This is a genomic window from Sphingobium tyrosinilyticum, assembly GCF_042654265.1.
Lineage (GTDB): Bacteria > Pseudomonadota > Alphaproteobacteria > Sphingomonadales > Sphingomonadaceae > Sphingobium > Sphingobium tyrosinilyticum.
In genome coordinates, this window is the sequence record NZ_JBHSFZ010000058.1 from 36,515 (window position 1) to 62,713 (window position 26,199).

The 26,199-nt window shown below is 60.9% G+C and carries 23 protein-coding genes and 2 pseudogenes; 12 read left to right on the plus strand and 13 right to left on the minus strand.

Annotated elements, in window-relative coordinates:
- Positions 1–30: 30 nt before the first annotated feature.
- The 3 genes from ACFO3E_RS16130 (at position 31) to ACFO3E_RS16140 (ending at position 4,031) form a co-directional block, all read left to right on the plus strand.
- The gene (locus ACFO3E_RS16130) at positions 31–435 is read left to right on the plus strand and encodes a zinc-binding metallopeptidase family protein (protein ID WP_380806174.1); all 405 of its coding nucleotides are present in this window, start codon (positions 31–33) and stop codon (positions 433–435) included.
- Between the two features lie 610 nt (positions 436–1,045).
- Positions 1,046–2,611, plus strand: a complete 1,566-nt coding sequence (locus ACFO3E_RS16135) for an acyl-CoA synthetase (protein ID WP_380806176.1) — start codon at positions 1,046–1,048, stop codon at positions 2,609–2,611.
- Positions 2,612–2,624: 13 nt separating this feature from the next.
- Complete coding sequence (locus ACFO3E_RS16140; RefSeq protein WP_380806179.1) at positions 2,625–4,031, plus strand: aldehyde dehydrogenase family protein; 1,407 nt, start codon at positions 2,625–2,627, stop codon at positions 4,029–4,031.
- A 399-nt stretch (positions 4,032–4,430) separates the two neighbouring features.
- Here the strand turns inward: ACFO3E_RS16140 and ACFO3E_RS16145 are convergent, their stop codons facing one another.
- The gene (locus ACFO3E_RS16145; protein WP_380806182.1) at positions 4,431–5,930 is read right to left on the minus strand and encodes a CoA-acylating methylmalonate-semialdehyde dehydrogenase; all 1,500 of its coding nucleotides are present in this window, start codon (positions 5,928–5,930) and stop codon (positions 4,431–4,433) included.
- 99 nt (positions 5,931–6,029) lie between these two features.
- Between ACFO3E_RS16145 and ACFO3E_RS16150 the strand changes: the two genes are divergently transcribed.
- A complete protein-coding gene (locus ACFO3E_RS16150) occupies positions 6,030–6,914 on the plus strand; it encodes a LysR family transcriptional regulator (protein ID WP_380806184.1) in 885 nt (294 codons plus the stop codon).
- Between the two features lie 14 nt (positions 6,915–6,928).
- On the opposite strand, the gene ACFO3E_RS16155 is transcribed toward ACFO3E_RS16150, so the two are convergent.
- Positions 6,929–8,182, minus strand: a complete 1,254-nt coding sequence (locus ACFO3E_RS16155; RefSeq protein WP_380806186.1) for an MFS transporter — start codon at positions 8,180–8,182, stop codon at positions 6,929–6,931.
- Between the two features lie 336 nt (positions 8,183–8,518).
- On the opposite strand from ACFO3E_RS16155, the gene ACFO3E_RS16160 reads away from it, so the two are divergent.
- Both ACFO3E_RS16160 and ACFO3E_RS16165 read left to right on the plus strand, forming a co-directional pair.
- A complete protein-coding gene (locus ACFO3E_RS16160; protein WP_380806188.1) occupies positions 8,519–9,775 on the plus strand; it encodes an amidohydrolase family protein in 1,257 nt (418 codons plus the stop codon).
- Between the two features lies 1 nt (position 9,776).
- A complete protein-coding gene (locus ACFO3E_RS16165) occupies positions 9,777–11,072 on the plus strand; it encodes a CoA transferase (RefSeq protein ID WP_380806189.1) in 1,296 nt (431 codons plus the stop codon).
- Positions 11,073–11,082: 10 nt separating this feature from the next.
- Here ACFO3E_RS16165 and ACFO3E_RS16170 read toward each other — a convergent pair whose 3' ends face one another.
- The 10 genes and pseudogenes from ACFO3E_RS16170 to ACFO3E_RS16215 form a co-directional block, all read right to left on the minus strand.
- A complete protein-coding gene (locus ACFO3E_RS16170; RefSeq protein ID WP_380806191.1) occupies positions 11,083–11,859 on the minus strand; it encodes an enoyl-CoA hydratase-related protein in 777 nt (258 codons plus the stop codon).
- A 28-nt stretch (positions 11,860–11,887) separates the two neighbouring features.
- Positions 11,888–12,799 (minus strand): YybH family protein, encoded by a 912-nt coding sequence (locus ACFO3E_RS16175; protein WP_380806194.1) that lies wholly within the window; start codon positions 12,797–12,799, stop codon positions 11,888–11,890.
- 10 nt (positions 12,800–12,809) lie between these two features.
- Positions 12,810–13,892, minus strand: a complete 1,083-nt coding sequence (locus tag ACFO3E_RS16180) for a cytochrome P450 (RefSeq protein WP_380806196.1) — start codon at positions 13,890–13,892, stop codon at positions 12,810–12,812.
- Positions 13,893–14,301: 409 nt separating this feature from the next.
- Positions 14,302–14,640 (minus strand): annotated as a pseudogene (locus ACFO3E_RS16185) (TetR/AcrR family transcriptional regulator C-terminal domain-containing protein); the annotation flags it as partial.
- A 39-nt stretch (positions 14,641–14,679) separates the two neighbouring features.
- Positions 14,680–14,949: a TetR/AcrR family transcriptional regulator gene (locus ACFO3E_RS16190; RefSeq protein WP_380806199.1), complete on the minus strand. Its 270-nt coding sequence runs from the start codon at positions 14,947–14,949 to the stop codon at positions 14,680–14,682.
- Positions 14,950–15,121: 172 nt separating this feature from the next.
- Positions 15,122–15,712 (minus strand): annotated as a pseudogene (locus ACFO3E_RS16195) (SDR family oxidoreductase); the annotation flags it as partial.
- A gap of 12 nt (positions 15,713–15,724) precedes the next feature.
- Entirely contained in the window at positions 15,725–15,862 is a 138-nt protein-coding gene (locus ACFO3E_RS16200; RefSeq protein WP_380806201.1) for a hypothetical protein, read from the minus strand.
- Positions 15,863–15,964: 102 nt separating this feature from the next.
- Positions 15,965–17,236 (minus strand): MFS transporter, encoded by a 1,272-nt coding sequence (locus ACFO3E_RS16205; RefSeq protein WP_380806204.1) that lies wholly within the window; start codon positions 17,234–17,236, stop codon positions 15,965–15,967.
- Between the two features lie 70 nt (positions 17,237–17,306).
- Positions 17,307–18,284 carry a phosphotriesterase family protein gene (locus ACFO3E_RS16210; protein ID WP_380806207.1) on the minus strand — a complete coding sequence of 326 codons (978 nt, stop codon included), beginning with the start codon at positions 18,282–18,284 and terminating at the stop codon, positions 17,307–17,309.
- Positions 18,281–20,026 (minus strand): N-acyl-D-amino-acid deacylase family protein, encoded by a 1,746-nt coding sequence (locus ACFO3E_RS16215; protein WP_380806209.1) that lies wholly within the window; start codon positions 20,024–20,026, stop codon positions 18,281–18,283. The genes ACFO3E_RS16210 and ACFO3E_RS16215 overlap by 4 nt, the downstream gene beginning before the upstream one ends.
- A 227-nt stretch (positions 20,027–20,253) precedes the next feature.
- Between ACFO3E_RS16215 and ACFO3E_RS16220 the strand changes: the two genes are divergently transcribed.
- Entirely contained in the window at positions 20,254–20,751 is a 498-nt protein-coding gene (locus ACFO3E_RS16220) for a VOC family protein (protein ID WP_380806212.1), read from the plus strand.
- 29 nt (positions 20,752–20,780) lie between these two features.
- Here ACFO3E_RS16220 and ACFO3E_RS16225 read toward each other — a convergent pair whose 3' ends face one another.
- Positions 20,781–21,653, minus strand: coding sequence for a MaoC family dehydratase (locus ACFO3E_RS16225; protein ID WP_380806214.1), 873 nt, complete (start codon positions 21,651–21,653; stop codon positions 20,781–20,783).
- Between the two features lie 235 nt (positions 21,654–21,888).
- Between ACFO3E_RS16225 and ACFO3E_RS16230 the strand changes: the two genes are divergently transcribed.
- The 5 genes from ACFO3E_RS16230 to ACFO3E_RS16250 all read left to right on the plus strand — a co-directional run bounded on the left by ACFO3E_RS16230 (position 21,889) and on the right by ACFO3E_RS16250 (position 26,154).
- Positions 21,889–23,583 (plus strand): N-acyl-D-amino-acid deacylase family protein, encoded by a 1,695-nt coding sequence (locus ACFO3E_RS16230; protein ID WP_380806217.1) that lies wholly within the window; start codon positions 21,889–21,891, stop codon positions 23,581–23,583.
- The gene (locus ACFO3E_RS16235; RefSeq protein ID WP_380806220.1) at positions 23,580–23,798 is read left to right on the plus strand and encodes a hypothetical protein; all 219 of its coding nucleotides are present in this window, start codon (positions 23,580–23,582) and stop codon (positions 23,796–23,798) included. Before ACFO3E_RS16230 ends, ACFO3E_RS16235 begins: the two co-directional genes overlap by 4 nt.
- Positions 23,795–24,031: a hypothetical protein gene (locus ACFO3E_RS16240; protein WP_380806223.1), complete on the plus strand. Its 237-nt coding sequence runs from the start codon at positions 23,795–23,797 to the stop codon at positions 24,029–24,031. The genes ACFO3E_RS16235 and ACFO3E_RS16240 overlap by 4 nt, the downstream gene beginning before the upstream one ends.
- 226 nt (positions 24,032–24,257) lie before the next feature.
- Positions 24,258–25,322 (plus strand): Rieske 2Fe-2S domain-containing protein, encoded by a 1,065-nt coding sequence (locus tag ACFO3E_RS16245; RefSeq protein WP_380806226.1) that lies wholly within the window; start codon positions 24,258–24,260, stop codon positions 25,320–25,322.
- 19 nt (positions 25,323–25,341) lie between these two features.
- A complete protein-coding gene (locus ACFO3E_RS16250; protein WP_380806229.1) occupies positions 25,342–26,154 on the plus strand; it encodes an IclR family transcriptional regulator in 813 nt (270 codons plus the stop codon).
- Positions 26,155–26,199: the final 45 nt, after the last annotated feature.

The window sequence follows — 26,199 nt, forward strand, 5'->3', positions numbered from 1 at the left end:
GCGGCCCGCTTCACCGTCGATGTCTAATCAGTGATCAGCCGGGAAAAAGAACCTTCCGCTTTCGGGGTGGTGACCGTCGGCGCGATCCAGGCGGGGCACGCTGGCAATATCATTCCCGACGAAGCGGTGATCCGCGGCACCATCAGGAGCCAGGATGACAAGGTCCGGGCCAAGCTGATCGCTGGGGTCAAGCGCACGGCAAAGTCTGTGGCCGACATGGCCGCTGCCCCTGCTGCACCGACTATCAGCATCGCGCCGGGGGCGGACATGGTCTTTAACGACACCGTACTGAGCGCGCGCTTAGAAGCGCTGTTTAAAGCCGCGTTCGGCACGTACGCCCAGCCCTTTCCGTCCGCGTCGTCGGGCGCGGAGGATTTTTCCGAATTCGTGAAAGCGGGGCGGGCCCTCATTTTATTTCATGATCGGCGGGCTTGATCCTGCGGTCGTTGCGGCGGCCGCTAAATCCGGTCGCCTGCCGATCAATCATTCACCCGAATTCGCGCCGTTGAGTGAGCCGACGATCAGCACGGGCGCTACCCCATGGCGCTTGCCGTCATGAATGCTGCTCAGCCCTAGCAGGACATCGGCGTTTAGGCACCCATTTGTAGCGGCTGTCCCATTTACGGCCGCAATAGTTCCCAATGCTCCAGATCGCATCTGGCTAGGAAACGCGAGGCCGTGGCTCCATACATCAGCGCCATGCAGCTTGTTCCCGATGGTTGCCGGCCTGACAGGATGGCCACCTTGCGGAGATGTTTCCAGCCCCTGTTTTCCTGGGACGGGGAACTGACGCAGCTTTTCCTCATACAAGCATCTGCTAATCGAAAGCCATGTCGAGGATTGTCATGGTCATCCTTCAGCTCCTTCTTCGAAGCTGTCCTGCTTATCGCTCCTGCTCCGTTCGATTTAGAGGGGCTGGCACAAACCGAATGACACTATATAATTGCAATAGAGATATGTCCGCTGCGAGCGGCTGACGATGGAGAGAGCCCGCCATGCCGGAGATCTTGCTGTGCATGATATTACACGTTGAGGCGCTGCGCCGATGATACGTGTCACCCAAGCCTTGCGAACCGCGCAACTGCAATATCCGGATCGATTAGCCAGCATCTACGGTGATCGGCGGCACAGTTGGGCGGAGTTTTCGGACAGGGTCGCCCGCATCGCGGGTGCGTTTGCGGGATTGGGCATCGAACCGGGTGACCGGATCGCTATCCTGGCCGAGAACAGCGACTCATACCTCGAATGTTTTTTCGCCGCACCTTGGTGCGGGGCGATACTGGTGCCGGTTAACACTCGGCTCAGTCCGCCAGAGGTCAGCTATGTGATGAATCATAGCGGCGCCAAGTTACTCGTCGTAGACGAGGCGATGGCTTCGCTCTGGGAGCGAACACGGCCTCTGGTCGCTAAGGTGCCCGATGAGGTGCGGATCGAACCCGGCTCCGGATTGGATTCATTGGTCGGAACGTCGGGCCCCATAGCTGACCGTAGCGAGGGAGGCGTGGAAACCGCATCGATATTTTACACTGGCGGTACCACCGGCCGATCAAAGGGTGTGATGCTCAGTCATGCCGCCCACATTCTCAATAGCATGGCGATGTGGGCCACACTTGGTTTGAGTGGGGAGAGGCTGCGCTATTTGCATGCGGCGCCAATGTTCCATGTCGCCGACGCGGAGTTCGTCCATGCGATCACCCTCGTCGGCGGCACACATGTCATTATCCCTCGTTTCGAGCCGGCCGCCGCCCTCAGCGCGATCGAACAGCATCGGATAACGGATTGCATCCTGGTGCCGACGATGGTGCAGAAGATAGTCGATGCGCCCGAACGTGCGCAGACTGACCTATCGAGCCTGCAGCGCCTTTACTATGGCGGCGCGCCGATGCCCGAGGCAGTCGCGACGCGTGCGCTGGCGGCGCTGCCGGACCTTGGTCTGGTGCAGCTTTACGGCCAGACCGAGTCAGGACCGGTTCTCACACTGCTGACCCCCGATGGCCACAGATCTAGCCAGGAGCAAGCGGTCCGCAAGCGATCTGCCGGCAAGCCGCTTCTAGGGACCGACATCGCCATCATGGACTCTGACGGTAATCTATTGCCCGTTGGTGAAGTGGGCGAAATCGTTGCACGTTCAGGGAATCTCATGAGCGGCTACTGGGACGATCCCGAGGAGACTGCGAAGGCGTTCCGTGGCGGTTGGCTGCACACCGGCGACGGCGGCTATATGGATGCGGACGGCTATCTCTATGTCACCGATCGCCTCAAGGATATGATCATCTCGGGCGGTGAAAATATTTATTCGATTGAGGTAGAACGCGCGATCAGCCTGTATCCCGGAGTGGCACAATGCGCCGTAATCGGCATCCCGCACGAACAATGGGGGGAAAGCGTTCACGCTATAATCTTCCCGCTTGATGGTGCGGTTATCGACACCTCGGCGCTGTTAGATCATTGCCGAGGGCTGATCGCTGGCTACAAATGTCCCCGGTCGTTTGAAATTCGGTCTGAACAACTGCCGCTCTCCGGAGCGGGAAAGATCCTGAAGCGAGAACTGAGGGACGAGTGGATGAAGCGGACCCAGGCAGCTTACCGTGCTGGGACCGGTACTGCTTAAAGGAGAGAAGATCGTGACCCCAGCCTATAAGCTATTGATCAACGGCAAATTGGTGGACGGCGCTGCTGCGCTCGACGTCATCAATCCCGCTAACGGCCAGACTGTCGCTCGCGTCGCGCGTGCGTCGCAGGAACAGGCGCTGTCGGCCATCGGCGCTGCGAAAGCGGCGCAGTCCGGCTGGGCCGCCACTCCACTGGAGAAACGCCGAGCGCTGCTGCACAAGCTCGCCGACGGCATTGACGCGCGCCGTGACGAGATCGCCCGCACGCTGGTGCAGGAACAGGGTAAGCCACTCGAAGACGCCACGGCCGAAGTCATGTATGCTGGCATCTTCGTGCGCTTCTTCGCCGACATGGCAATCCCGATGGAGGTCGTGCAGGACGACGCCACCCATCATATTTCCATCCACTATAAGCCCCTGGGCGTCGTTGCGGGCATCACGCCCTGGAACTTCCCGTTCCTGATCCCCGCCTACAAGCTGGCGCCCGCGCTGGTTCTGGGCAACACATTTATCCTGAAGCCAGCGCCGACCACCCCGCTTTGCAGTCTCCTCCTCGGCCAAATCGCCGCGGACATCTTCCCGGCGGGTGTTGTCAACGTAATCGTCGATGAAAATGACCTGGGACAGTTGCTTTCCACCCATGCGGATATTGCAAAGGTCAGCTTCACTGGATCGACCGCGACTGGCCGGAAGATCATGGAAGCTTCGGCGAATACGCTTAAGCGCCTAACGCTGGAACTGGGTGGCAATGACGCGGGAATCGTGCTGCCCGATGCCGATGTTGAGCGGACCGCGCAGGGCATTGCGGCTTCCGCGTTCGGCAATGCCGGTCAAGTCTGCATCGCGACCAAGCGCGTTTATGTCCATGACAGCGTCTACGATGAAATCTCGGATGCTCTCGCCAAGGTGGTGAGCGCAATTCCGGTCGGCGATGGATTGCAGCAGGGGGTCCGCATGGGGCCGATGCAGAACCGGGCGCAATATGAGAAAGCCAAACATTATCTGGAAGTCGCACACCGTGATGGCAAGGTGATCGCGGGCGGCAATGTGCATGGCGGCGAGGGGCTTTTCGTCGAGCCGACACTGGTGCGCGATATCGAGGATGGCTCACCGCTGGTGGATGAGGAACAGTTCGCGCCAATCCTGCCGCTGATCCGCTACGACGATCTGGATCACGTCATAGATAAGGTGAATTCTTCGGAATATGGCCTGGGTGGATCGGTCTGGTCGAGTGATATCGAGAAGGCAACCCAGATCGCGCACCGCATCCAGAGCGGCACGGTGTGGATCAATCATGCTACCCACTTTGGCCCCCACATTCCCTTCGGCGGGGCCAAGCAATCCGGAATCGGCAGCGAGTTCACGCAGGATGGCATGCTGGAATTCGCTCAACGCACTGTGATCAGCATTGCGCACTAACGCAGGCTGATAGGGGACGGGAGCGGTTCTTTGCTGGGCCGCTCCGTCGTCGCGCGCGCCCCCGCGTCCCAAGATATGGAGATCGTCCGCCAAGCCTATGCAGAATTCGATCAATCACCCGCGATAGACCTGCTCAGGCAGCGCTGCGACCACTATGAAAAGGATCTGCGAAGCACTCCCATCCGCCTTCCTCCTGGCCGCCGGTTAGCCTTGATCTCCGCCCGTGCAACGGTCATGCCGTAGTTGGGGACAATGATCACGCTCGCATTTGATAGCTGCATCGCGGCTTTCTCGGACAATGCGGCCGTGCTTAGCCGGCAGTGTTCGAGGCGATCCATGATAGCTCCATTGGGCGGTAAAAGGGGGAAGCGAGCAGGGCGCAGCCCCCTTCCGAGGTTTTCACTTCATGGTGGGAATGACAAAGCTCTGATCCACTACAGCGCCACCTGAGGGCCAGCGCTGTGTAATCTTCTTCGTGCGGGTGTAGAAGCGCACGCCATCCATGCCATATTGATCGAGGTCGCCGAAACCCGAGCGCTTCCAGCCGCCGAAGCTGTGATAGGCGACCGGCACTGGTATCGGCACGTTGATGCCGACCATGCCGACTTCTACTTGGCTCGCGAACTTGCGCGCATAATCGCCATTGCGGGTGAAAATGGCCACGCCATTGCCATATTGATGCTGCGAGGGATAGCTCAGAGCTTCCTCAAAACTATTGGCGCGCAGGATCTGAAGCACCGGGCCGAAAATCTCGTCCTGATAGCTCTTCATCTGCGGGGTCACCCGGTCGATCAGGGTCGGGGCCAGAAAGAAGCCTTCTTCATAGCCCTGGAGCGAGAAGCCGCGGCCATCAACCACGATTTCCGCGCCTTCATCCGCAGCCATCTGGATGTAGTTTTCGATGCGCGCCTTGTGCTGCGCGGTCACCACGGGGCCGTAATGGGCGTCGGGATCGGTCGAGATGCCGACACGCAAACTCTCGATCGCCGTGACGAGTTTAGCGCGCAGCGCCTCCGCAGTCGCTTCACCTACCGGGGTGACAACTGGGAGGGCCATGCAGCGCTCGCCGGCCGAGCCATAAGCAGCCCCGATGATGTCGGCAACAGCCTGGTCCATATCGGCGTCGGGCAAAATGATGCCGTGATTCTTCGCTCCACCCATGCACTGCACGCGCTTGCCGTTCTGCGCTCCCCGGCCATAAACATAATTGGCAATGTCGGACGAGCCAACAAAGCTCACTGCCTTAATTTGAGGATGGTCGAGGATCGCATCAACGATTTCCTTGTCGCCATGGACAACGTTCAGAATGCCTTCGGGCAGACCGGCTTCTAGCGCGAGTTCGGCTAAGCGGACGGGAACCGAGGGATCGCGCTCGGAAGGCTTGAGAATGAAGGCGTTACCGCACGCAATGGCAGGCGCAAGCATCCACAGCGGAATCATGGCGGGAAAGTTGAAGGGCGTGATGCCCGCCACGATGCCCAGTGGCTGACGCATCGAATAGACATCAATGCCAGGACCGGCGCCTTCGGTATATTCACCTTTCAGCAAATGCGGGATGCCGCAGGCGAATTCGACCACCTCCAGGCCGCGCTGGATATCGCCCTTGGAGTCGGCAACCACCTTACCATGCTCAGATGAGAGCAAGTGGGCGAGGTCGTCCATATTCTGTTCGATCAGTTCCTTGAAACGGAACATCACGCGTGCGCGGCGTTGAGGGTTCATCGCGGCCCAGGCGGGCTGAGCCTCGCGTGCAGAATCAACTGCCTTCTGCAGATGAGCGAGGTTGGCCAGTTCCACCTGGGCCTGCACGGCGCCGGTCGAGGGATTGAGCACGTCGGCCACACGCGCGCCTGCCAGCGGGGCTGAATTCCCATGAATGAAATGAGTAATAGCACGCATCAGAAAAGCCTCGCCGGTTGCTCTGGACGGGCGTCCTATAGACAGAACTGCTTGGCAATCGTAGGCATAGTGCTGCACATCAGCTTTGCGATTTTACCCATGCTCCAATCGTCGGACCTTCAGTTGTTCCTAGCCATCCTGCGCGAAGGCAATATGGTCGCCGCAGGCAGGCGCGTCGGGGTTGATCATAGTACGGTCGCTCGACGTCTCTCCGTTCTGGAGCGCGAACTGGGCGCGCGGCTGTTCGATCGAACGCCGCGTGGGGTTACGCCGACGCCCGCAGCGGACGCGCTACGGCCCCATGCCGAAAGGATCGAAAGCGAGTTGCTGGCGGCGTCCGCCAGCGTTGGAGCGGGCGATCGGGTAGTGGACGGGGTAGTGCGGCTCGCAACGACCGAGATGTTCGGGACTTATCTGGTCGCCCCGCAGATCGAGTATTTGCGCCAGCGACATCCGGGACTGACGATTGAACTGGCCACCGAGAGCCGGGCAACGAGCCTGGCCAAGCGTGAAGCCGATATTGCCGTGATGTTGAAGATGCCGCCGAAAGGCCGGCTCGTCGCCCGCAAGCTGACCGACTATCGGTTAGGGCTTTATGCGTCGCATGACTATCTGGAGCGCCATGGGGCCCCGCCCGATCGCAATGCGCTGCAAGAGCATCGCTTTGTCTCCTATATTGAAGAATTGGTTGGCTTTCCCGAGATCATTGCGCTCGATCAGATTTTGCCCGGCGCAGTGATCGGTTTTCGTTCAAGTTCGGCAGCGGCGCAGCATGCCGCAGTTGCGGCAGGAACGGGCATTGGCATGCTCCATTTGTTTGCGGCAGCTAAGGATAAACGACTTGTCCGTCTGCTGCCCGAAGAAGTCGAGGTGTGGCGGAGCTATTGGCTGGTCATGCATGCTGATCTTCAGCGGTTGCCGCGCGTGCGGGCAGTGGCCGACTTTCTGGAAGACATCCTGCGTGAAATGCGGGGCAGCCTGTAGCAGGCTGTCCCGGCTCATTCCGCCGCGACGGCTCCCTTCGCGGCAACCGTGCCCGCTTCGGCCGGAACTGGCCGCGCGCCGGGTAGAAGCAGGATGCAAAAGCCGCCAATAAAGCTGAGGGGCACTACGGCTGTGAGAAACAGTCCGTAGGACCCGCCCATGTCGAAGAGAAAGCCGGCTAGCATCGCGCCACCCAAGGCTGTGACCGCGGTAATCGTCTGAATCACCGAAAATAGCGTGCCGAAAATGGCGTGAGCAAAGCGGCGCGCAGCGATGAAAGCGACAATATCGCTTTCTGCACCCATCGCTAGCCCGAGCAGGGCTGCACCTGCCAGTAGCATGGAAACGCTCCCGGCGCTCATGCCGAGCAGAGCGGCTGCTGCAGCGGGCAGCAGAAAAGCCGCGACGCCGAATGGCTTCGTCGGCAGGCTGTCTAGCAGTACCCCCGTGCCAATCCGACCAATTATTGAGAAGAGCCCAGTGACGCCCGCAATCCACGCAGCAGTGGTCATGCTAAGTCCCTTCTCTCGAAGGATGGGGACCAAATGTACCATCATCGCATAGGTCGCAATGGTGAAGAAGCCGGCCGCGATCGCCAGTAGCAGGAAGACAGGGGAGAGCATGGTCTGCCGTACCGGGGGTGGAGCTTCGACGTACCGCCGCCTGATGACTGAGCGTTCACTGGCGTCGTGGAAGAAGATCAATGTCAGCGGCAGCAAGGGAACGGCCCAGCTAAGCGCGAGCGCCCCATATGCCAGACGCCAGCCGAACAGTTCGATATATGTGGCGGCCAGGATTGGCCAGAGTGCCGTGCCAGCCCCAATGCCAGCCAATGTGATAGCAAGCGCTAGGCCGCGCGAAGTGTTGAAGCGACCGGCGACAGCGGTAATCCATACGGGCGGGACGATTAGGGCTACCCCGGCGGATTGGATCACATGGAGCAGCCACCACTGCCAGATTTCCCCATCCGCCAGCCCCATTGACACCGTACCAGCAAAGGCAGGCAGCAGGCCGACCAATGCAACGCGCCGCGCGCCGAACCGATCGGTTGCTCGGCCGACAAGCGGCAGCAGGATGAGCAGCAGGATGAGCTGGCATGTCATAGCGGACGTGAATTGCGCCTTGGTCCAGCCAAATTCGCGCGTCAGCGCCTCCATGAACACACCGGTGGAATAGGGTAGCGTGCCCGAGGCAGCGACGCCTAGCATCGCCGTTAAGGGCAGTGGCCACATTCGGCGCCATTCCTCAAGGCGAGAAGTTTCGGACATCCATATCTCTCCTGAGAATCCGATATCACCGCATTCAAGCACGATCGGTAAGTCTTATCATCGTGCCCAATATCGCGGAGAATGCAACTGACTTGATTCATTCTGTGAGGCTGCCGCGTTTTTTTTTTAAGACGGCTCCATGGTTTCCGTTCGGGGCGGTTTCGATTAAAAGCGAAAGAGAAAGGCGAACGAACGCTGCCACCTTCTACGATCAGGACAATCGATGGCATCCACGATGCACGGCTACTCGATGGCCGCGCGGTCGATGTCCACATCCGCAACGGGCGGATAGTCGGGGTCGATTCGTGTGGCGAAGCCCCGATCGAGAGCGCGTCGATGTTGGACGCGCAGGGTGGACTGCTGATCCCTGGGTTGCACGACCATCATGTTCATGTCGCCGCAAGCGCGGCCGCACTTGCATCGGTGCGATGCGGGCCGCCGGAGGTCCGAGATGCGATGGGCTTGGCGGCAGCGTTGGCGGTGCCAGGAGATGGCTGGCTGCGCGGCATCGGCTATCATGACTCTGTTGCCGGCGACATTGACCGGCGTTGGATCGACAGACACGCAGCTGATCGACCAGTGCGAGTCCAGCATCGGTCCGGCCGGCTCTGGATTTTCAACAGCGCTGGCCTGGACATCCTCCTAGCGGCTGGAGGGACGCCGCCGCCGGGACTGGACCGGCACAGCGGCCGCCTGTCCGATGAGGATGGATGGCTGCGCGCAACCTTGGGGAGCGGTCCGCCGGACTTTGCGTCCATGGGGCATCGCTGGGCCAAGTGGGGCGTCACCGGTATCACCGACATGAACCCCCAAAATGATGCCTTTGCCGCAGGGCATTTCCGCGCAGAGCAGAAGCGGGGTGCCTTGCCGCAAAGGGTGATGCTCGCGGGGCTTCCGGAACTCGCTCGCGTGTCCTTGGGACCAGACATCAGCCTAGGGCCGGTGAAGGTGCATCTGCACGAAGCGCATTTGCCCGATCATGACATCCTGATTGCAGGTATCAAATCGGCTCATGCGCAGGGCCGGGGAGTGGCCGTTCACTGCGTGACTGAGACCGAGTTAGTGTTCACCTTGGCAGCCTTTGCCGAGGCAGGCGCGCAGCAAGGGGATCGGATTGAACATGCATCGGTGGCGTCCGACGAGCTGATCAATGAGATCGGTGCGCTGGGCCTTGCGGTGGTGGCCCAGCCGAATTTCGTTGCAGAGCGGGGAGACGCCTATCTGGCTGATATTCCGCCTGATGAACTATCCCACCTCTACCGGCTGCGCGCCTTCCGTGATGCGGGCATTGTTGTAGCGGGCGGCACCGATACGCCCTTCGGCGCGGCAGATCCTTGGGCAGCTATGGCCGCGGCCGTTGGGCGGCGAACCGCCAGTGGGCGACCTTTCGGTCCACATGAGGCGCTGACGCCGGAGGAAGCACTCTCTCTGTTCCTGGCGGATCCGTCGCATCTTGGCACTATCCGGCGGGTCGAGGCGGGTGTTGTGGCGGACTTGTGCCTGTTGACGCAGGATTGGGGTGGCTTGCGGAGTGACCTTGCGGCTTCGCAGGTGAAGGCTTCGCTGATCGGCGGGGTGTTGGTGTATGGCTGAGATGAGCGGACTAGCGCGCCGTCATGCGCAAGCGCTGCTGTCAGCGCTTGGGCTCCTGGGCAATCCCACGCCCCCAGAGGATCATCCTGCGCTTGCCTGGCGACGCGCGGGGTTGATGGGGGTGAGCGGCCATCCAGATGGCCCGGGGCTAGTGCCGCCGGTTGCGCTCACGTCAGCAGCAGATGGGGCTCTGGCGGCGCTGCGCGCGCTGGCGCCTGCGGAAAAATTGCCTGAGCGAGGGTCGTCGTTGCTGGGCGAGCGCGCGCGGCTGCTCGGTTTGCGGAGGGGTGGCAGGGAATCAGCTAACCGGAGTTGCCGGCTGATTACCACGAGAAGCGGCGATGTTGCGCTGAACCTTGCGAGGCCGGATGACTGGGATTTGCTGCCTGCGCTGTTCGAGGAAGATGGTCTAGCCGACTGGAGCGCAGTTGAGCGATTGGCTGCGCTGCGGGACCGCGAGGAATTGGTGGCAAGAGGCCGCTTGCTTGGGTTGCCGATCGCGATTGACGAAACGCCTGCCGCTCCCGCCATGCCCTTCACACTCAACCAACTTGCGGCACCGCGCGCCCGCTTCGGCACACCAATGGCTGTCGATTTATCGTCGCTTTGGGCAGGGCCCCTGGCGGGCGAGCTTCTTGCGGCAGCCGGCGCGCGGGTGGTGAAGGTCGAGAGCCTGCACCGGCCCGATGGTGCGCGAGCGGGTCATCCGCGCTTTTTCGACCTAATGAACGCAGGCAAATCCTGTATCGCTCTCGACTTCCACGATGCGGATGATTTGATGCTGCTGCGCGCGCTGTTGGAGAGAGCCGATATCGTGATTGAAGGTAGCCGGCCGCGTGCGCTCGCCCAACTAGGAATCGATGCCGAAGGGATCGCAAGCGGCGGGGCAACCTGGGTATCGATCACTGCTTATGGGCGCGATGGCGAGGCGGCGGACCGGATCGGCTTTGGCGATGACGCGGCGGTGGCGGGCGGCCTTGCGTCGGCAATGGCGCGGGGCTGGGGCGAGCCCATTTTCGCGGGAGACGCGATCGCCGATCCACTCACGGGGATCACGGCCGCGCTGGTCGCCTGGGCGGGTTGGCGCAGCGGTGGCGCCTGCTTGGCCAGTGTTCCACTTTCGCGGGTTGTCGCCCACGCCTGTTCGCTTTACGAAGCTGGTTCCGATGAACTGAACAGGTGGCAGGCGATGGCGGAAGCGGATGCCGCTCCTCTATACCCGCTCCGCACATCTGTGCGCCGGGCATGCGAAGCCGGCGCGGACAATGATCAGTTGGGAGCCTTTGTCCGCGCCTGACATTGTCGTTCTAGCGTCCCTTCCAGACGCCTTGCCGCTTCTCAACAAAGGCTGCCATGCCTTCCTTTTTATCTTCCGTAGCAGTCAAGATCTGGAACAGCCTGCGTTCAATCAGGATGGACTGACTAAGATTGGTTTCGAACGCCAGATTGACCGCTTCCTTGTTCACCATCGCCGCCATCGGCGGCATGGCGGCAATCTGTGCGGCGGTCTTGAGCGCTTCCTCCAGCAGGTCTGCCGCCGGCACGACCCGTGAAACTAAGCTCGCTCGCTCTGCTTCGGCGGCGTCCATCATGCGGCCGGTGAGGCACATATCCATTGCCTTAGCCTTGCCAATGGCGCGGGTCAGGCGCTGCGATCCTCCCATGCCGGGTGCAACGCCCAGCTTGATTTCAGGCTGGCCAAATTTCGCGGTGTCCGCCGCGATGATGAAGTCAGCGATCATCGCCAGTTCGCAGCCACCGCCCAAGGCAAAGCCCGCGACCGCCGCGATCCAGGGCTTGCGAGTGGCTGCAACCTTCGACTGCCAACCAGAAAAGAAATCCTCCAGGAAAAAGTCGGCGGCGGCTTTTTCGGACATCTGCTTGATGTCGGCACCGGCGGCAAAGGCCTTCTCGCTACCGGTTAGCACGGCGCAGCGCTGGGAAGGGTTGCCATCGAATTTGGCGAAGGCATCCGACAGTTCCTCCAGAACCAGCGTGTTGAGCGCGTTCAACACCTGTGGCCGATTAAGGGTGATCAGCGTGACGGCGTCCCGCTGCTCGACGATGATGGTATCGTAGACCATGTCCAAATTCTCCAAGTGGGTGTGCGGATTAAGCCGGTTGATCGCCCAGCCAGGTCACAGGTTTGCCGGTGGCTAGGTCGGTCGGAAAGGATCGCATCTCAATCATTGCGTGCCATTTGCCGTTCACGCGGCGCAGGGCATTGCTGTGGCGAACAGACAACTTCTTTTCGCTGCCGTCATTCATTGTGAGATGCAAATTAAGGCGAGCAATGATGCCGGCCATCAGCCCGTCTGTCGTGACATGATAGTCGGTGGCCTCCGCTTTCATGGATGCAATGTCAGCGAAGGCTTTGACGAAATGTGTACGGATCTCAGCCAGACCTCGATGTTCGCCAGGTAGATAGGGCGTATAGAGCACAACATCGTCACCAGGCCCAAAATGAGCCATCAAGCTTTCGATGTCTTGCGCGGCGATGCGTGAGCGGAACCAGGCGCGCAGTTCCTCCTCCGCCTCCTTCTCTTGGGTCGCGGGGCCTGGCAAAGGATCGTCGGACCATTCGATCGGACCGCGCAGTGGTAATGCGCCGGGCGCACGCTCGCCGGTTTCTGGATCAACGGGCACATAGCAGTGCGCTTGCGTTGCAAGCCAGTGGCGGCCTCGCTTGCGAAAAATGTCGAGCTGGCGAAAGGCAAAGACGATCGGCTTGCCGTCCTTTTTCTGGTTAAGTTCGATCGTCATGAGAATTGCAGCCAGATTGTCGTCGGTGAAGATATTCATCTCCGGCAACTTGTGCTGGTTTCCGACAGTCGTGGCATATTGCTGACCCACATTGTCGTACACTGACTCCCAACCGACATACCAGGCGGGCAGCATCATGTCCGCCATGACGATCTGGCGCGAAACATTGAGCATGAGATCGTCAATGTTGTCGACTACCTGAATCCAATTTTCGATGTTGGAAAGCTCGGTAACTGTGATGCGATGGTTGAAGGTCGTCATGGCAGCGTTCCTAGATGTTCGTGTTCCAAACGATCGGCAGGTTACGGATCGACAACAAGCCGGGGAAGACGGTGGTGTCCGCGCCCGGTTTCACGCGGAATTCTGGAATGCGGGCGAACCATTCCTCCAGCAGGATGCGCAATTCGCGCCGGGCCAGCGGGGCGCCCAGACACAGATGCACCCCAGCGATAAAAGTAAAATGGCGATTGGGCTTGCGCGCAGGGTCAAAGGTGCGCGGTTCCGGGAACTGGCTCGGGTCGAAATTGCCTCCAGGATTCAAGCAGGTGACGGACTCCCCCTTCTTGATCTGACAACCATGCCACTCGAAATCGCGGGTCGCTTTGCGGCCGGAGGACAGGATCGGCTGGGTCCGCAAAAATTCCTCGACCGCGGTGTTGATGAGATCCGGGTTCTCGCGGATCTGCCGCTGGATGTCGGGTTGCAGCGCCATGCGGCGGTACATCTGGCTGATCGTTGACGCGACCGTATCGAGACCCCCCAGCCAAAGGAACCAGACGGTGCCAATCTTCTCGTCTTCTGTGAGCGGCCGGCCTTCGATCCGACCGTGGACGATGTAGGAGGTGAGGTACTCGTCCGGAGTCTTCTCCTTCTCCGCGATGAAGCCGCGAAGGAAGCTGAGCACACCGCGCAGCGCCGCCTGAATTTTTTCCAGGTCGCCCGAATGGAGTATATCCCACTCCCAGTCGAGAAACTGTTCGAACATGGCCGGCGGGAAACCCATCAGGCTCATGAAAATACGCACAGGATAGACCCGTCCAAAGTCCCACGCCATGTCGACTTCGCCTTTGTCGACGAATTCGTCCATCATCTCACGCACCACGCCGCGGATCTGCGCGTCCATCTGGTTGAGACGCTTGGGCGCGAACCAAGGGATTAGGAACTGGCGATATTTATGATGGTCAGGCGGATCAATCGCGAGTGGGATGGAAGGGAAGGTTTCGCCTATCAGGGCCTGAAACTCAGCCGTACCCTTATTCGAAAAGTGATTATTATCGGTATAGACGCGCTCAATGTCCTTGTAGTGGGTGACGACCCAGTTGCCCTTATGATCTGGGCCGGCCGCCGCGGCCAAGCCGTCGCGCGGCGGGACATTGTAGAGTAGTCTTGGTATCTCCGGCCCTGAAAGCCAGCCGAAAGGTTCATAGGGGTCGATCAGGTCGTTGGGCGTCAGCCCCATCGCGAATCCAAGATCTACGATCCGTTCTTGGGGAACATGTGGGGGTGCGTCGGCATAATCGACCCTGATTGCGTCCAGAGTGCGCGGTAGCGACATGACTTATCCTCTCGGCGGCCTGTTTTGATGCGCCCTCGTGCCGCGAGTCATGGATGGGGGCAAGCCAAGGAGGCAGCGGTTATCGCTGCCGCGATGCCTGAACTTCGCGCTTCAATAGGCTCACCGCTCACGCGTCGGCGGATATATTGGGTAGCCTAGCGACCAGTGGCGGCACTGTCACCCACGACGACCGTGCAGGCCGTACAGGTCAGATGCAGCCGGGATAATGGCCTCGGATGAACAGAAGGGCCCGCTCTTCAAGGTCGGCGTCAGTCCGTGACCCAGGATCCCAATGAGCATAGGCCCTTATCGGCCGGCTTCCTAACACCAGATCGACGAACAATTCGGCCGAGCGGTTATGTTCGCCGTCCGGAATCAGCCCAGCCCTAGCCATCGTAGCGAGATGATCCGCAATGATCGCCTGAAAGCGGGAGAAGCTGTCCTGCACCAGTTCGCGCATCAACTCCGGGAATCGGCCGCTTTCCATGATCAACAGACGCATTAAACTAATGCCTCGGGGTCGAAGCGCCATATTGTGGATATAACGAGCGAGTCGGACGAACGCGGTAGCAAGCGTGTCTTCCGGTTAGAGTACCGGACGCACTGGGCGGGAATCGTCGGCTGTCAACACGACCCGGCGGAACATCTGCTCTTTATCGCCGAAGTGATGATAGAGCGTGCCAGAAGCGACACCGGAGATCGCCGCGATTTCGATAAAGGAGGTAGCGGCGTAGCCTTTGCTGACGAACAAATCCGTCGCGACCTCCAGTGCCCGCGCCTTGCGCCGTTCGATCTCCTCGAGCGTCGGACGACCTGCTTTGACTGTGCCATTCCCGGGGCGGGCCGATGGCGTCAACTTTCCTGGCTGTCTCACAGTCGCTGCATTCCTGATGCGTCCGAACGCTGGTCTTGCCTAATCGCGCTACCGAGCGATCGATCCGGCGTCCAGTGCTTCCTTGCGGGAATGTGCGACTAAGCTCGCTGCAAGGTTGTCGCGGCCGAGGATCTTAAGGATTGCCGGTGACCAATCAGGTGCCGGGCCCAGCCGCTCGCCCCCAACTGTCGCCAAAGCCGTAGGTATGCAGAATCTGCCCTGTCATGACATCCGGCCTCACTCCGGCGAGCCAGACGATAGGGTCGCCCCAGAAAGCTTCATCCAATTGAGTCCCGTCCACTGGCTCGATGCCACTGGCTTCCGCATCAATGCCGTTCGCCATGCGCATAAACACGCTGACATCGCCTGGACTGAAGGCATTGACCGAAACATTGTCGCTTTCGAACTCTGTGGCGAACCAGGCGGTCAAGCGGTTCAGTGCCGCCTTCGCTGCTGCGTAAAGAACTAGGCCCAGATGCGCCCCGCCCCCCTCGCCGGCTTGTCCAGCGGCTAGCGAGGTGATGTTGACAATCGATCCGCCACCGCGCGCGACCATTGACTGGTAAGCCTTTGTAATCAGTACATAGGGTGCGCGGAATCGACTCGCATCGCTTCCTCCCATGTGTCGCGACCGATGGTCATCGGATCGCGCCGGTCGGCCGGCGAAGACGGCGTTATTGACGATAGCGTCGATACCGCCGGAGCAGGCGATCACCTCTGCCACCACCCTTTCGATGTCAGTCTCGTCGTTGAGGTCTCAGCGATAGCCGTGCACATCATAGCCTAGCGCTCGGCCGGAAGCCTCCACCTCCTTAAGCATGCCCAACTTCTGCGGATCCTCCCCCATCGTCCGCGCGAGGGCGATGACGGTGGCGCCCGCCTTTCCCAGCGCCATCCTGTAACAGCGCCCTAATCTGCGGCTGGCGCCCGAAACGATGACGACTTTATTTTTTTAACGGTGATTGCATGGAGGATCCTCTGCTAGTTGCAAGCCGCCCTACGTCAGGCGGGAAGGGCTGGCGCGCCCGGGCTTGTGGTGTCTGGGCTGGCGCCGGTCAGGGCGCGCGGCATACATCAGGCACGCGGCGACAATTTGCGCCGCTACGAAGAGCAGGAACAGGGTCGAATAGCTCCCCGTCCGATCGTAAACTTCGCCCGCCATGCGCATGGCGATGGCGCCGGAAACCGCGAGAAGCGGGGAGACTAGACCGCGCACTGTGCCGAAGGAAGCGGCGCCGAAACGATCTGCCAGCAAAGCGTAGAGGAGCGGGGCGATAGCGCCGGCGGAAAAGCCCAACAACACAGCGCAACCCATCAGCATCGAGATGCCGTTCGCGCAATAGAGTGAAAGGCTCAGTCCTGCACCCATCATGTAGAAGCCACAGAGCAATAGCGTCCGTTCGATCCGATCGGCCAGGAAAGACAAGATGAACTTCCCACTGAGCGCGGCGATGCCTGACATCGACACGAGGCTGGTCGCCTGCATCATCCCGGCGCCATGTTCGAGACCCAGGGGTACGATCGTGATTGCGATTGCCTGGATGATTCCGGTTGCAATCGAGGAACTGACCCCGATCACCCAGAATTGCCGCTGGCGCAGCAGCGCGATGATAGGCGCGGGTTGGTTCGGCAAGGCGGAAACAGGTGTCGCCGCTACCGGCATGAAGGGAACTTCCCGGTCATTAGCGCCTGGACGCTCCCGAACCAAATTGGCAAGTAAGAACAACAGCACTCCAGCCGCCACCCCCACGCTGGTCAAGGTGCTACGCCACCCGTGTTCGGTCAGTATCCAACCGACGATCGGCGTCACAATGATGCTGGCTAGCGACATACCCATCGCGGCCAGCATCATCGCGCGGCCACGCTTAACGGTGAACCAGCGGGCTAGCAGCACTGAGAGTGTGATAATCGAAACGCCCTGGGTTGCACCGGGCAGCATGAGGCTTAAAACCGCGATGTTCAGCCAGAGGGAATGCGACAACCCAAGTGTAACGAGGCTCACGCCAAAGAGTATGGCGCAGCTCATCATGATCCGCCGCGCCGGAAAGCGGTCCAGCATTCTGCCGATCAGCGGTGAGAGTGCGGCATTGCCTGCGCTGACAAGGATGAGCGCGCTGTTCATGTCGGCCCGAGAAAGGCCTAAATCCGTAGAGACAGGGACGACGAACAAGCCGAAAGCTGTGGTAGTGGTGCCGAGTACCAGCATATAAACCAGCACCGCGATGCTGACGATGCGCCAACCGAAATACAAGGCCAACCTCCCCGTCATCCTTTTGCACGCAGCATAATGGGAGCTCTTCGCAGTTCAAGGAAAGACACGAGCCATGTGCAATTGAGGTTCAGCCGGCGTAAGCGTGCCGGTGTGCCTCCTCGAAATAGCGACGTGGATTTGTGACTGTGATATCCGTGAAATCGGCGTCCGACATACCCAGGCGGCGCAGTTCAGGGATCACATTCTCAAAGAAATGGGTCATTCGCCAGTTTGGATGGGCGGCCTCCAGCACTTCCGGTTCGACTTTGCCCGCGCGTCCTTTCCAACAGGCAACGGCGTCATGGGAAACCAGGATGCGCTCCTGGTGGCCGGCCTGTGCCAAGGCTGCCAGATTGCGCGCGCGGACCGCGTCCGTCACCTCGATCTCCAAGCCGAAACGGTCGAACCCGACATAGGCGCCGCGCTCGGCGAGCGAACGCTGATAGTCAGGCACGTCCTGATCGCAGCTATGACCGACGATCAGGCTCGAGGAGGACAGGCCGCCGCCGGTCACGATGTCGATCTGCTCATGGCCGCAGGTGCAACCGTCGGTATGGGCGAGAATGGGCACGCCGGTCGCCTTGGCCGCCCGCGTTGCGGCCGAGATGACCTTGCGCTCATAATCCGTGACCTGGCCTCGCCCGGTCGCGACCTTGATGATGCCGCAGCGGATGCCGGTGTCGCCGACGCCATCCTCGATCTCGCGAATGAAGCTGTCGGCGATTTCCTCCTCGCTCATCGAGCGCAGCGTGTGGGGTATGCCCTGTGCCTCGGTATAGGCGCCGGTCGCCGCGATCAGGCGGATGCCTGTCTTTCGCGATACCTCCTCATACATTTCGACGTCGCGGCCAAGGTCGACGGGGCAGGGGTCCACGACCGTCCTGACGCCATAGGCGTGGAGCTGCTGGAAGGCGTCGACCGCCCGCTCTATCGCCTCCCGCCGCTGGAAGGCGGGTCGGCGAGCGTCCATAAACCAGCCGGGCGTGGCGATCAGCACATGCTCATGGATCAGGGTGCGGCCAAGCTCGTCCGTACCGATGCTCCCCGTGACGGTGTTGATCCTCATTGCGCGGCCATCGCGAAGGAGGGCGATCCGTGCGGCTGGACGATCTCACCGGGGAAGCGGCCCGTGACTGCGCCATTGTCGAATGTCGCTACACCGTTGCACAGGGTGATGCGCATCGGGGCTGGTGATCGCGAATAGCGATAGGTGCGGCCACCCTCGCCATCGGGAATGTCCCAGACCTTTTCCTCGGGCCGACGCTCGACCTCGGCAAGGTTGAACACGGCGATGTCGGCCTTCATCCCTTCTCTGAGCACGCCGCGGTCGGGCAGCGCGTAGCAGCGGGCGAGCTTGCCGGTCATGCCGTGGATAGCTTCTTCCATGGTCAGGCGGGGATGGTCGCGGACATAGTTGGTGAGGAGCGCGATATTGTCGCCCGCGCCGCACAGGCTCTGCCCGTGCGCGCCGCCATCGGTGCCATTGCCCGCGCCGGAGGGATCGCGCATCAGTTCGATCACGACATCCTCGTCAATCTCCCACGCCCGCTTGTGACTGACGGAGGCGCAGCCATTATAGAGCAGCCATTCGGCGAGTGCGTCTGAGGGATGATCGATCCCCTTCAGCGCCATGTAATCGCCCACGGTGATGCCGATCGGGCCATAGCCGCTCTGGCTTTCGATGAAGGTCATGGAGGTGGGGTCGCGCAGGGTCGAGTGCGAATAGAGCTCCTCGTCCCAAGACTTGCGCGCCTTCGCGAGCCATTCGGGATCGGACAGCATCGCTTCCTTCTTTGCCTCATCCTTCTCGTTGGTAAGGCCCTGCCACACGGTCGCGCCCTGCTGCCCGAACATCAGGCCGGCGTTCAGGGTGAAGACGACGGTGGGCGCGATATGGTGGAAGCCTGGCCATAGCTCGACGCCCTGCGCCCGGTAGCGGGCCTGCACCTCGCGGAAGCGCGGCAGCATATGCGCCTGGAATTTGAGGCGTGGCGTGCCCGCCCAGAGAACGCGCGCGCCGGTGCGCTTAGCAAGGTCGGCAATCCATTCGAGCTGTTCGGGACCGTTGAGATCGCGCACTGCGTCCAACATGATCTGGAGCATGGTGCTCGGCCGGCGGCCCAGCACGCTCATCAGCGCGAGCCATTCTTCCTCATTGGCGTGCATCGGCGGCACCTTGCGGCCGTTGCGGTCGCGGTCCATCACATTGGAGGACATGCCCATGGCGCCCGCGTCCAGCGCGTCTTCCAGCAGGGCGCACATCTTCGCGATTTCGTCGCTAGTTGCCGCGCGCTCCCAGGCGTCCAGGCCCATGACTGTGAGCCTGATCGGCAGATGGCCGCAGAACATGCCGAAATTCAGCGGCAGCTTCACGTTGCGCTCGAACGAGGCGCGATATTCGCTCCACGTTTCCCAGTCCCAGGGCAGGACCGTTTCCTGCGCGGCGGCCGGAATATCCTCAAAATAGTTGAAGATGTCGATCATCTCGGCACGGATGCGCGCGTCCTTGCGCATCGGTGCCAGCGAGAAGCCGCAAAAGCCGTTGATGCTGGTGGTGATGCCATAGGCGGCATTGGGTTCCAGCATCGGCGACCACCAAACGCCCGCGTCCCAATGATTATGCGACTCGATGAACCCAGGAGTGACGTAGCAGTCGGTCGCGTCGATCACCCGTTCGCGCCCCTCTACGGCGAGATCCTTGCCAATCTCCGCAATCAGCCCGTCACGCACGCGTAGGTCGGCGGCGTAGGCGGGCGCGCCGGTGCCATCCACGATGGTGCCGTTCTTGATCAGGAAGCGATACTGCATGGGATGTCTCTCCTTCGCGCCGGGTTTGTCCATCCGGCTTTTCAGCGAATATAAGGGCAAGGTGATGGCTGAGACAATATCAATGCACATGCATTGTTGTATTCGCACAGGCCGCGACGCGCTGCGCGGATGGCAAATGCATTCGTGGCGGCTCTTTATGTAGATGTGATCCTGTGCGATGGGGCGTACAAAGCAGCACAGCGCCAAGAGGGAGGGAGAGGGGAAACATGACCGCACGATTCAAAGGGCTTGCCGTCGCCATAACCGCCGCCATGCTGTTTCCGTCAGGCGCCGGTGCCGCCGGTTCGGAGTCCGCGCCTGCGGCTAGCATATTGGGAACGGGTATTCGGGTCAGCGACCTCGACCGGTCAATCCGCTTCTACACTGACGTCATGGGCATGACGCAGGTGCGCAAGCTGTCCCACGGTACATTGACCGAAATCATCATGACCTTTGGCGGCGGAGCCGGTTCGGCTGCCCTGATCCTGATGAAGGACACGGCGGCGGGCAAGTCGCCGCAGATCGAACTTGGCGCCGGATTTTCCAAGATCATCATCGACGTGCAGGACATGGACGCGCTGATCGGCCGGATGAAGAAGGCGGGCCTTCCCATTGGAGAGGTTCACAGCTCCATGGGGGTCAAGGTGATATTCCTCACCGACCCCGATGGCTACCGATACGAGGCGATCCAGCAGCAGCGCCCGATATCGGGCGGGCGCGGATAGGGACGATTCAGGGGCCCCACCCCAGCCCCTCAGGCGAAGGTGGCAGATCCGCCCTCGAACACGATTTCGCCAGACCCATCAAGTACGCGGAACAGCGCGTCGCCTGGCGTCTGGAACCAGATTTCGGTCGTCAACGCATCGCCGGGAAAGACTGGCTTTCGGAAACGGCCGCTCATCATCCGTAGGCTTCCTGCATTCGGCCCCGCCGCCTCGATCAGCGCGCGGCAGGCAAAGCCATAGGTGCACAGGCCATGCAGGATCGGTCCGTTGAACCCACGGGGCTTGGAAAAACTGGGATCGCTGTGCAGCGGATTACGGTCGCCCGACAGGCGATAAAGCAGTGCCTGATCTGGCCGCAATGGGTTGGTGATGCGCGCTTCCGGTGCCCGCTCAGGAGTTTCCTGCGTGGGCTGCGATCCACGCGGACCGCCAAAGCCGCCGCCACCCGTCACAAAGACGCTGGAATAGGTGCGGCCGATGATCGGGCCGTCCACGCTGTCGGCCCGTACGGTGACAACATTGCGCAGAATCGCGCCCTTGCCTTTATCGATGACTAAGTCGATCTGCGGCTGCATGAAACCGCGCCCGGAAACGGGAATATCCTGCGACAGTTCGACCCGTTGTTCCGCATGCAGGAAGCGGCCCTGATCAAGCGTGGCGAAGGCCGGCGGCTTGCAGGGCTGGGTCATCGCCGACAGGAAGCTCGGCAGCACGTAAAGCTCTATGCCGGCGCTATTTTCAGTCGTGAAACGCAAATCGGCATCGGTCGAACCTGCGCCCACGCCCAGTGCATAGAGTATGACATCGCGTTCAGTCCATTCGATCGGTTCAGACGCGCCGGTGGAGCCCAGCATGTCCATGGTCACGCGCGCGCCGATAGGCCTTTCGTCCGTTCCGGTCATACTCTCCTGCTCCTCCTTTGGCTGTCAGCATATGCCGCATGTCGCTAGCGGTCTACGGGAATGCATATAGCCGGATGCATTCTTTTTTCAAAAGGCGCATCTGTAATTGACTACGCGTGTCCATTTGCATTAGCGAAGGGCAAGAATCGCGCGCTTCCACTCAAGAATCCTGATATTGTGGACGAAGGGTCAGGCATGGCAGCCGGCGCGCCCGCAATTGGTAATGGAGATGAGGATGCTGGACCTATTGATCCAAAACGGCATGATCTGCGACGGCAGCGGCACCCCCGCCTATAAGGGCGATGTGGGCATCCGCGACGGCAAAGTCGTGGCGGTAGGCGAAGTGACCTCCGAGGCGCGGGAGACCATCGATGCCAAGGGGCTGACGATTGCGCCGGGCTTCATCGATCCGCACACCCATTATGATGCACAACTGGTGTGGGATGGGCTGGCGCAGCCTTCGCTCGAACATGGCATCACCACCATTGTTCCGGGCAATTGTTCGCTCAGCCTGGCGCCGCTCAAGCCCGAGCATCGCGATGCGCTGGGCGCGACCTTCCGCAAGATCGAGGAAATGCCCAAAAATGCGTTCGATGCGGGCATCACCTGGGAATGGGAAACCTTTGGCGAATATCTGGACGCGATCAAGCGCGGGGGCCTGGGCATCAACGTCGCCCCGCTCGTCGGTCATAGCCTGCTGCGGCTATGGGTCATGGGCGAGGAGGCGGCGTCAAGCCGCGCCGCGACCGACGCGGAGATCGAGCAGCTGCAAGAACTGCTGGACGAATGCATGCGCGCCGGCGCGATCGGCATGAGCGGCTCCTGGGTCGACGTTGACTATAAGGACCGGCCGGTGCCTGCTCGCTATGCCGACGCAAAGGAGTTGGACGCGCTCTGCGCGACGCTTGGCAAATATGCCGGTGTGCTTCAGATGGTGCCCGAATTTTTCGATTCCCAGTTGATCTGTGCGCGCATCGACATCATGGCCGACCTCTCGCGCAAGCATGGCATCACCTGCACCTTCTCGCCGATGTTCGACAGCAATGACTCGCCCAACCTGGTCTACATCACGCTGGATCGGGTGCGGCAGCAGGTGATGGCCGGAGCCAAGGTCGCGCCGCAGATGCAGGTTCGTCCGATCGATCTGTCGTTCGAACTGACGCAGCCAACCTCGACCATCATCACTCTGCCAACCTGGTGGCAGATGACGCTGATGCCCATGGAGGAAAAGGTCGGGAAGCTGAAGGACCCCGAGTATCGCAAGCTGCTCGCTGACGAAATGGACAATTTCAAGGCGCCGCTTAACCTGCAATATTCGTTCGCGGACGGCTTCATCAAGCGGATGGGCAAGGAAGATCCTGCGCTGATGGGACGCAATGTCGGCGAACTCGCCGCAGAGCGCGGCGTGCGCATCGGCGAATTGATGATCGACCTCAGCCTGGAAAATGATTTCGAGATTTCCTTCGGCTTCTCCAGCGTGGGCCACAACAACACGGCGAAAATCGGAGAGCTGATGCACGATCCGGTCGTCACTATTGGCGCGGCGGACGGTGGCGCACATGTCACAAACTTCTCGACCTACGGCGATACGGGCTTCATGTTCAGCCATTATGTGCGTGGGCACCAGTCGCTTTCCGTTGAGGAAGCGGTCCAGAAGCTCACCCACGACGTAGCGAAATTCTGGGGACTCAAGGATCGCGGGCTGCTGCGCCCCGGTTATGCTGCCGACGTCATCGTCTTTGATCCTGAAACATTCGACCGTGGACCGGAGGTTGCGGTCAACGACCTTCCCGCGGACGGCTTCCGCTACATCCGTCACTCCATCGGCATGGCGCATGTCATCGTGAATGGTGTGCACAGCTTCAGCGAGCAAGATGGCGGCTATCTTGAAGGCCGCGGCGGCGTGATCGCAGAAAGGATGGCAGCATGATTGGTTCGATTCCCCCCAAGCGGCGCTTCATCCAGCCCAGCCAGACGGACGATTGGAACAGCATTGCAGAACGCGAACTGCCGGACGTTCCGCGCGAGGAGGCGATAGAAAGCCTCAAGAGCTGGAATCTGCATCTGGTGTTTCGACGTATCAGTACGGTGACGCCGTCGGATGTCGTTTTCATCGAGCCGCCGGTGGCGGACCCGGTTGCGTGAGCGGAGCGACGATCTGCGGTATTGGCTTCACGCCCACGCATGATGGCCAGACGGCCCTCGTCGTGGAGCTGGATTTCGGCCAGGGTTCTCGTTCAAAGGTGCAGATCGAGGAAGCAGATGGCATTCGCGAAGTCCTGCAGCGGGCGCGGGTGCGCGACGTGCGGGATCTGGTCGGGCTATCCTGGTCCGTGCTCGACGTCAGGCGGCCACAATTTGGCATTCCGACGCTCTGAGTCGCGGGGGGGCAAAGGTTTGGAAAGGGCTGCGGACATTGTCTTGCGGCCCTTTTCTTTTGTCCGCCCTGTGCGCTGTCGCAGCGTATATACGGTTTTGCCTCCCGCATTGGCAGCGCTGTTGTCTCGCCTGCCGACCGGTCGTAAAATTGCACGATGGATGTCCCGGACGGGAAAGCCTGCAAGGGGCGTCGCGTCCAGAAGCAATTTCCGGGAGAGGGTAGTTATGACATTCCTCAAGAACGTCTGGTACGTCGCCGCACGGGCCGCGGAGTTCGAACAGGACATGGTGTCGCGCACCATCTGCAACAAGGCAGTGGTGATGTTCCGCAAGTCAGACGGCACGCTAGCGGCGGTCGAGGATCGTTGCCCGCACCGCTTCGTGCCGCTGTCGATGGGCAAGCGTATCGGCGACAATATCCAGTGCGGCTATCACGGGCTTCAGTTCGACGGCAGCGGCGCCTGCCCGGTCAAGCCGTTCGAACATGGCATGGAACGTCCCGACATCCGTATCGCGTCCTACCCCTTGATCGAGCGGCACGGCGTCGCCTGGATCTGGATGGGCGATCCGGCGCTGGCGGACCCGGCCAAGATCCCCGACTTCAGCTACCTGGCCGAAGATCCCGGCGTGCATGCGCTGCTTGCCTATTCGCATATCAAGGCGAACCATATGATGATCGCGGATAATCTCCTCGATCTCAGCCATGTGCATATCCTGCACAATCTGCATGACGGCAGCGACTATGCGAGCTTTGACAACAAGGTGAAGCAGGACGGCGATACCATCTGGTCGATGCTCTACCGCCCGCATTATTATCTGGATGACGCCCGGCGCCAGCTGTACGGCTTTGCCAGTAACGACGTCGAAGGGCAGGGGCATACCCGCTGGAATGCCCCAAGCGTGCTCGCTGTCTACACAGCCTGGTGGGACCATGGCAAAAGCCTGGAGGAGGAAGGCGCCGTCCGCGCCTATAACGCGCACCTGCTGACGCCCGAAACCGAATATACCACCCATTATTTCTGGGGCGTCACGCGTAACTACGCAGTGGGCAACACGGACATGGACGACGCCATGATCGCCATGGTGCGCAACGTGTTCGAGACGGAGGACGGCCCCATGCTGGAGGCGCAGCAGCGCGCCATGGGCGAGGAAACCGATATCTTCAAACTACGTCCGACGATATTGAAGGCGGACACGGCCGGTGTCATGATGCGCCGCTATATGAAGAAGCGGCTTCGTGCCGAAGAGGCTGGTGAAGATGTGACGGAGGTTGCCGTCGCCGCCGAATGAAAGGAGATCGACGGGGACGGTGAAGCTGGTCAGCCACAATATTTCGTCCCCCCGTCGGTCGAAGGCGCTGCCCCTTACGGCACGCATGCGCAAGCCCTATGAACAGCGGAGCGTTTCGCGCTCTGCTGCTCGTGCGCTTGATCTGCTGGAATATATGGCGCGCGAGCAGCGGCCGCTGCGGGCGAAGGAGATTGCCGGCGCGCTTGGCATGCATGGCTCGACGGCCTTGCAGATGCTCAAGACGCTGGTGGATGCGGGGCATCTCGTCTTCGATGCTTCGGCGAAGACCTATGTCCCTTCGCACCGCCTGGTTGATTTTGGTCTCTGGGTTGCTGATGGTTATTTCGGCGACGGGCGAGTGGCGGCGCTGTTGCAGAAGCTGAGCGATCGGTCCGGCGAATATGTGGCGCTGTTCACGCAAAACGACGTGTGGATGCAGATCATCGACGCGCGAGTGCCAGCCGAGGTAGAGGTTCCGGTCGAGATTGGGACTCGCATGCCACTGTTTGGCTCGGCCTCCGGTGCGGCGCTGCTGGCGGCGTGGGAGGACAGCGAAATTGCTCGCTGGATGGACCGTGCCCGCCTGCCGCGGGGTGACTGGGACGATATGCGCGCCGGTATCGCGCTGGTGCGGCACGAAGGATATGCCTTCGGCGGTGTCAGCGAGGGCAATGACGCGCGCGGCTTTGCGATGCTGCTGCCCCGATCGCCGCTTGGTCCCTCGCTGGTGGTGGGTCTGGGTGGCTCCTCCGACCGTCTGGAAAGCGACCGGGCGGAGATCGTAGCGCTTATGCGCGCTACGATCTGGGAGGCTTGGAACGGCGCGGGCTGAGTGGGCACAGGCTACTCCTGCGCAGGCAGAAGCAGGCTGGATGAT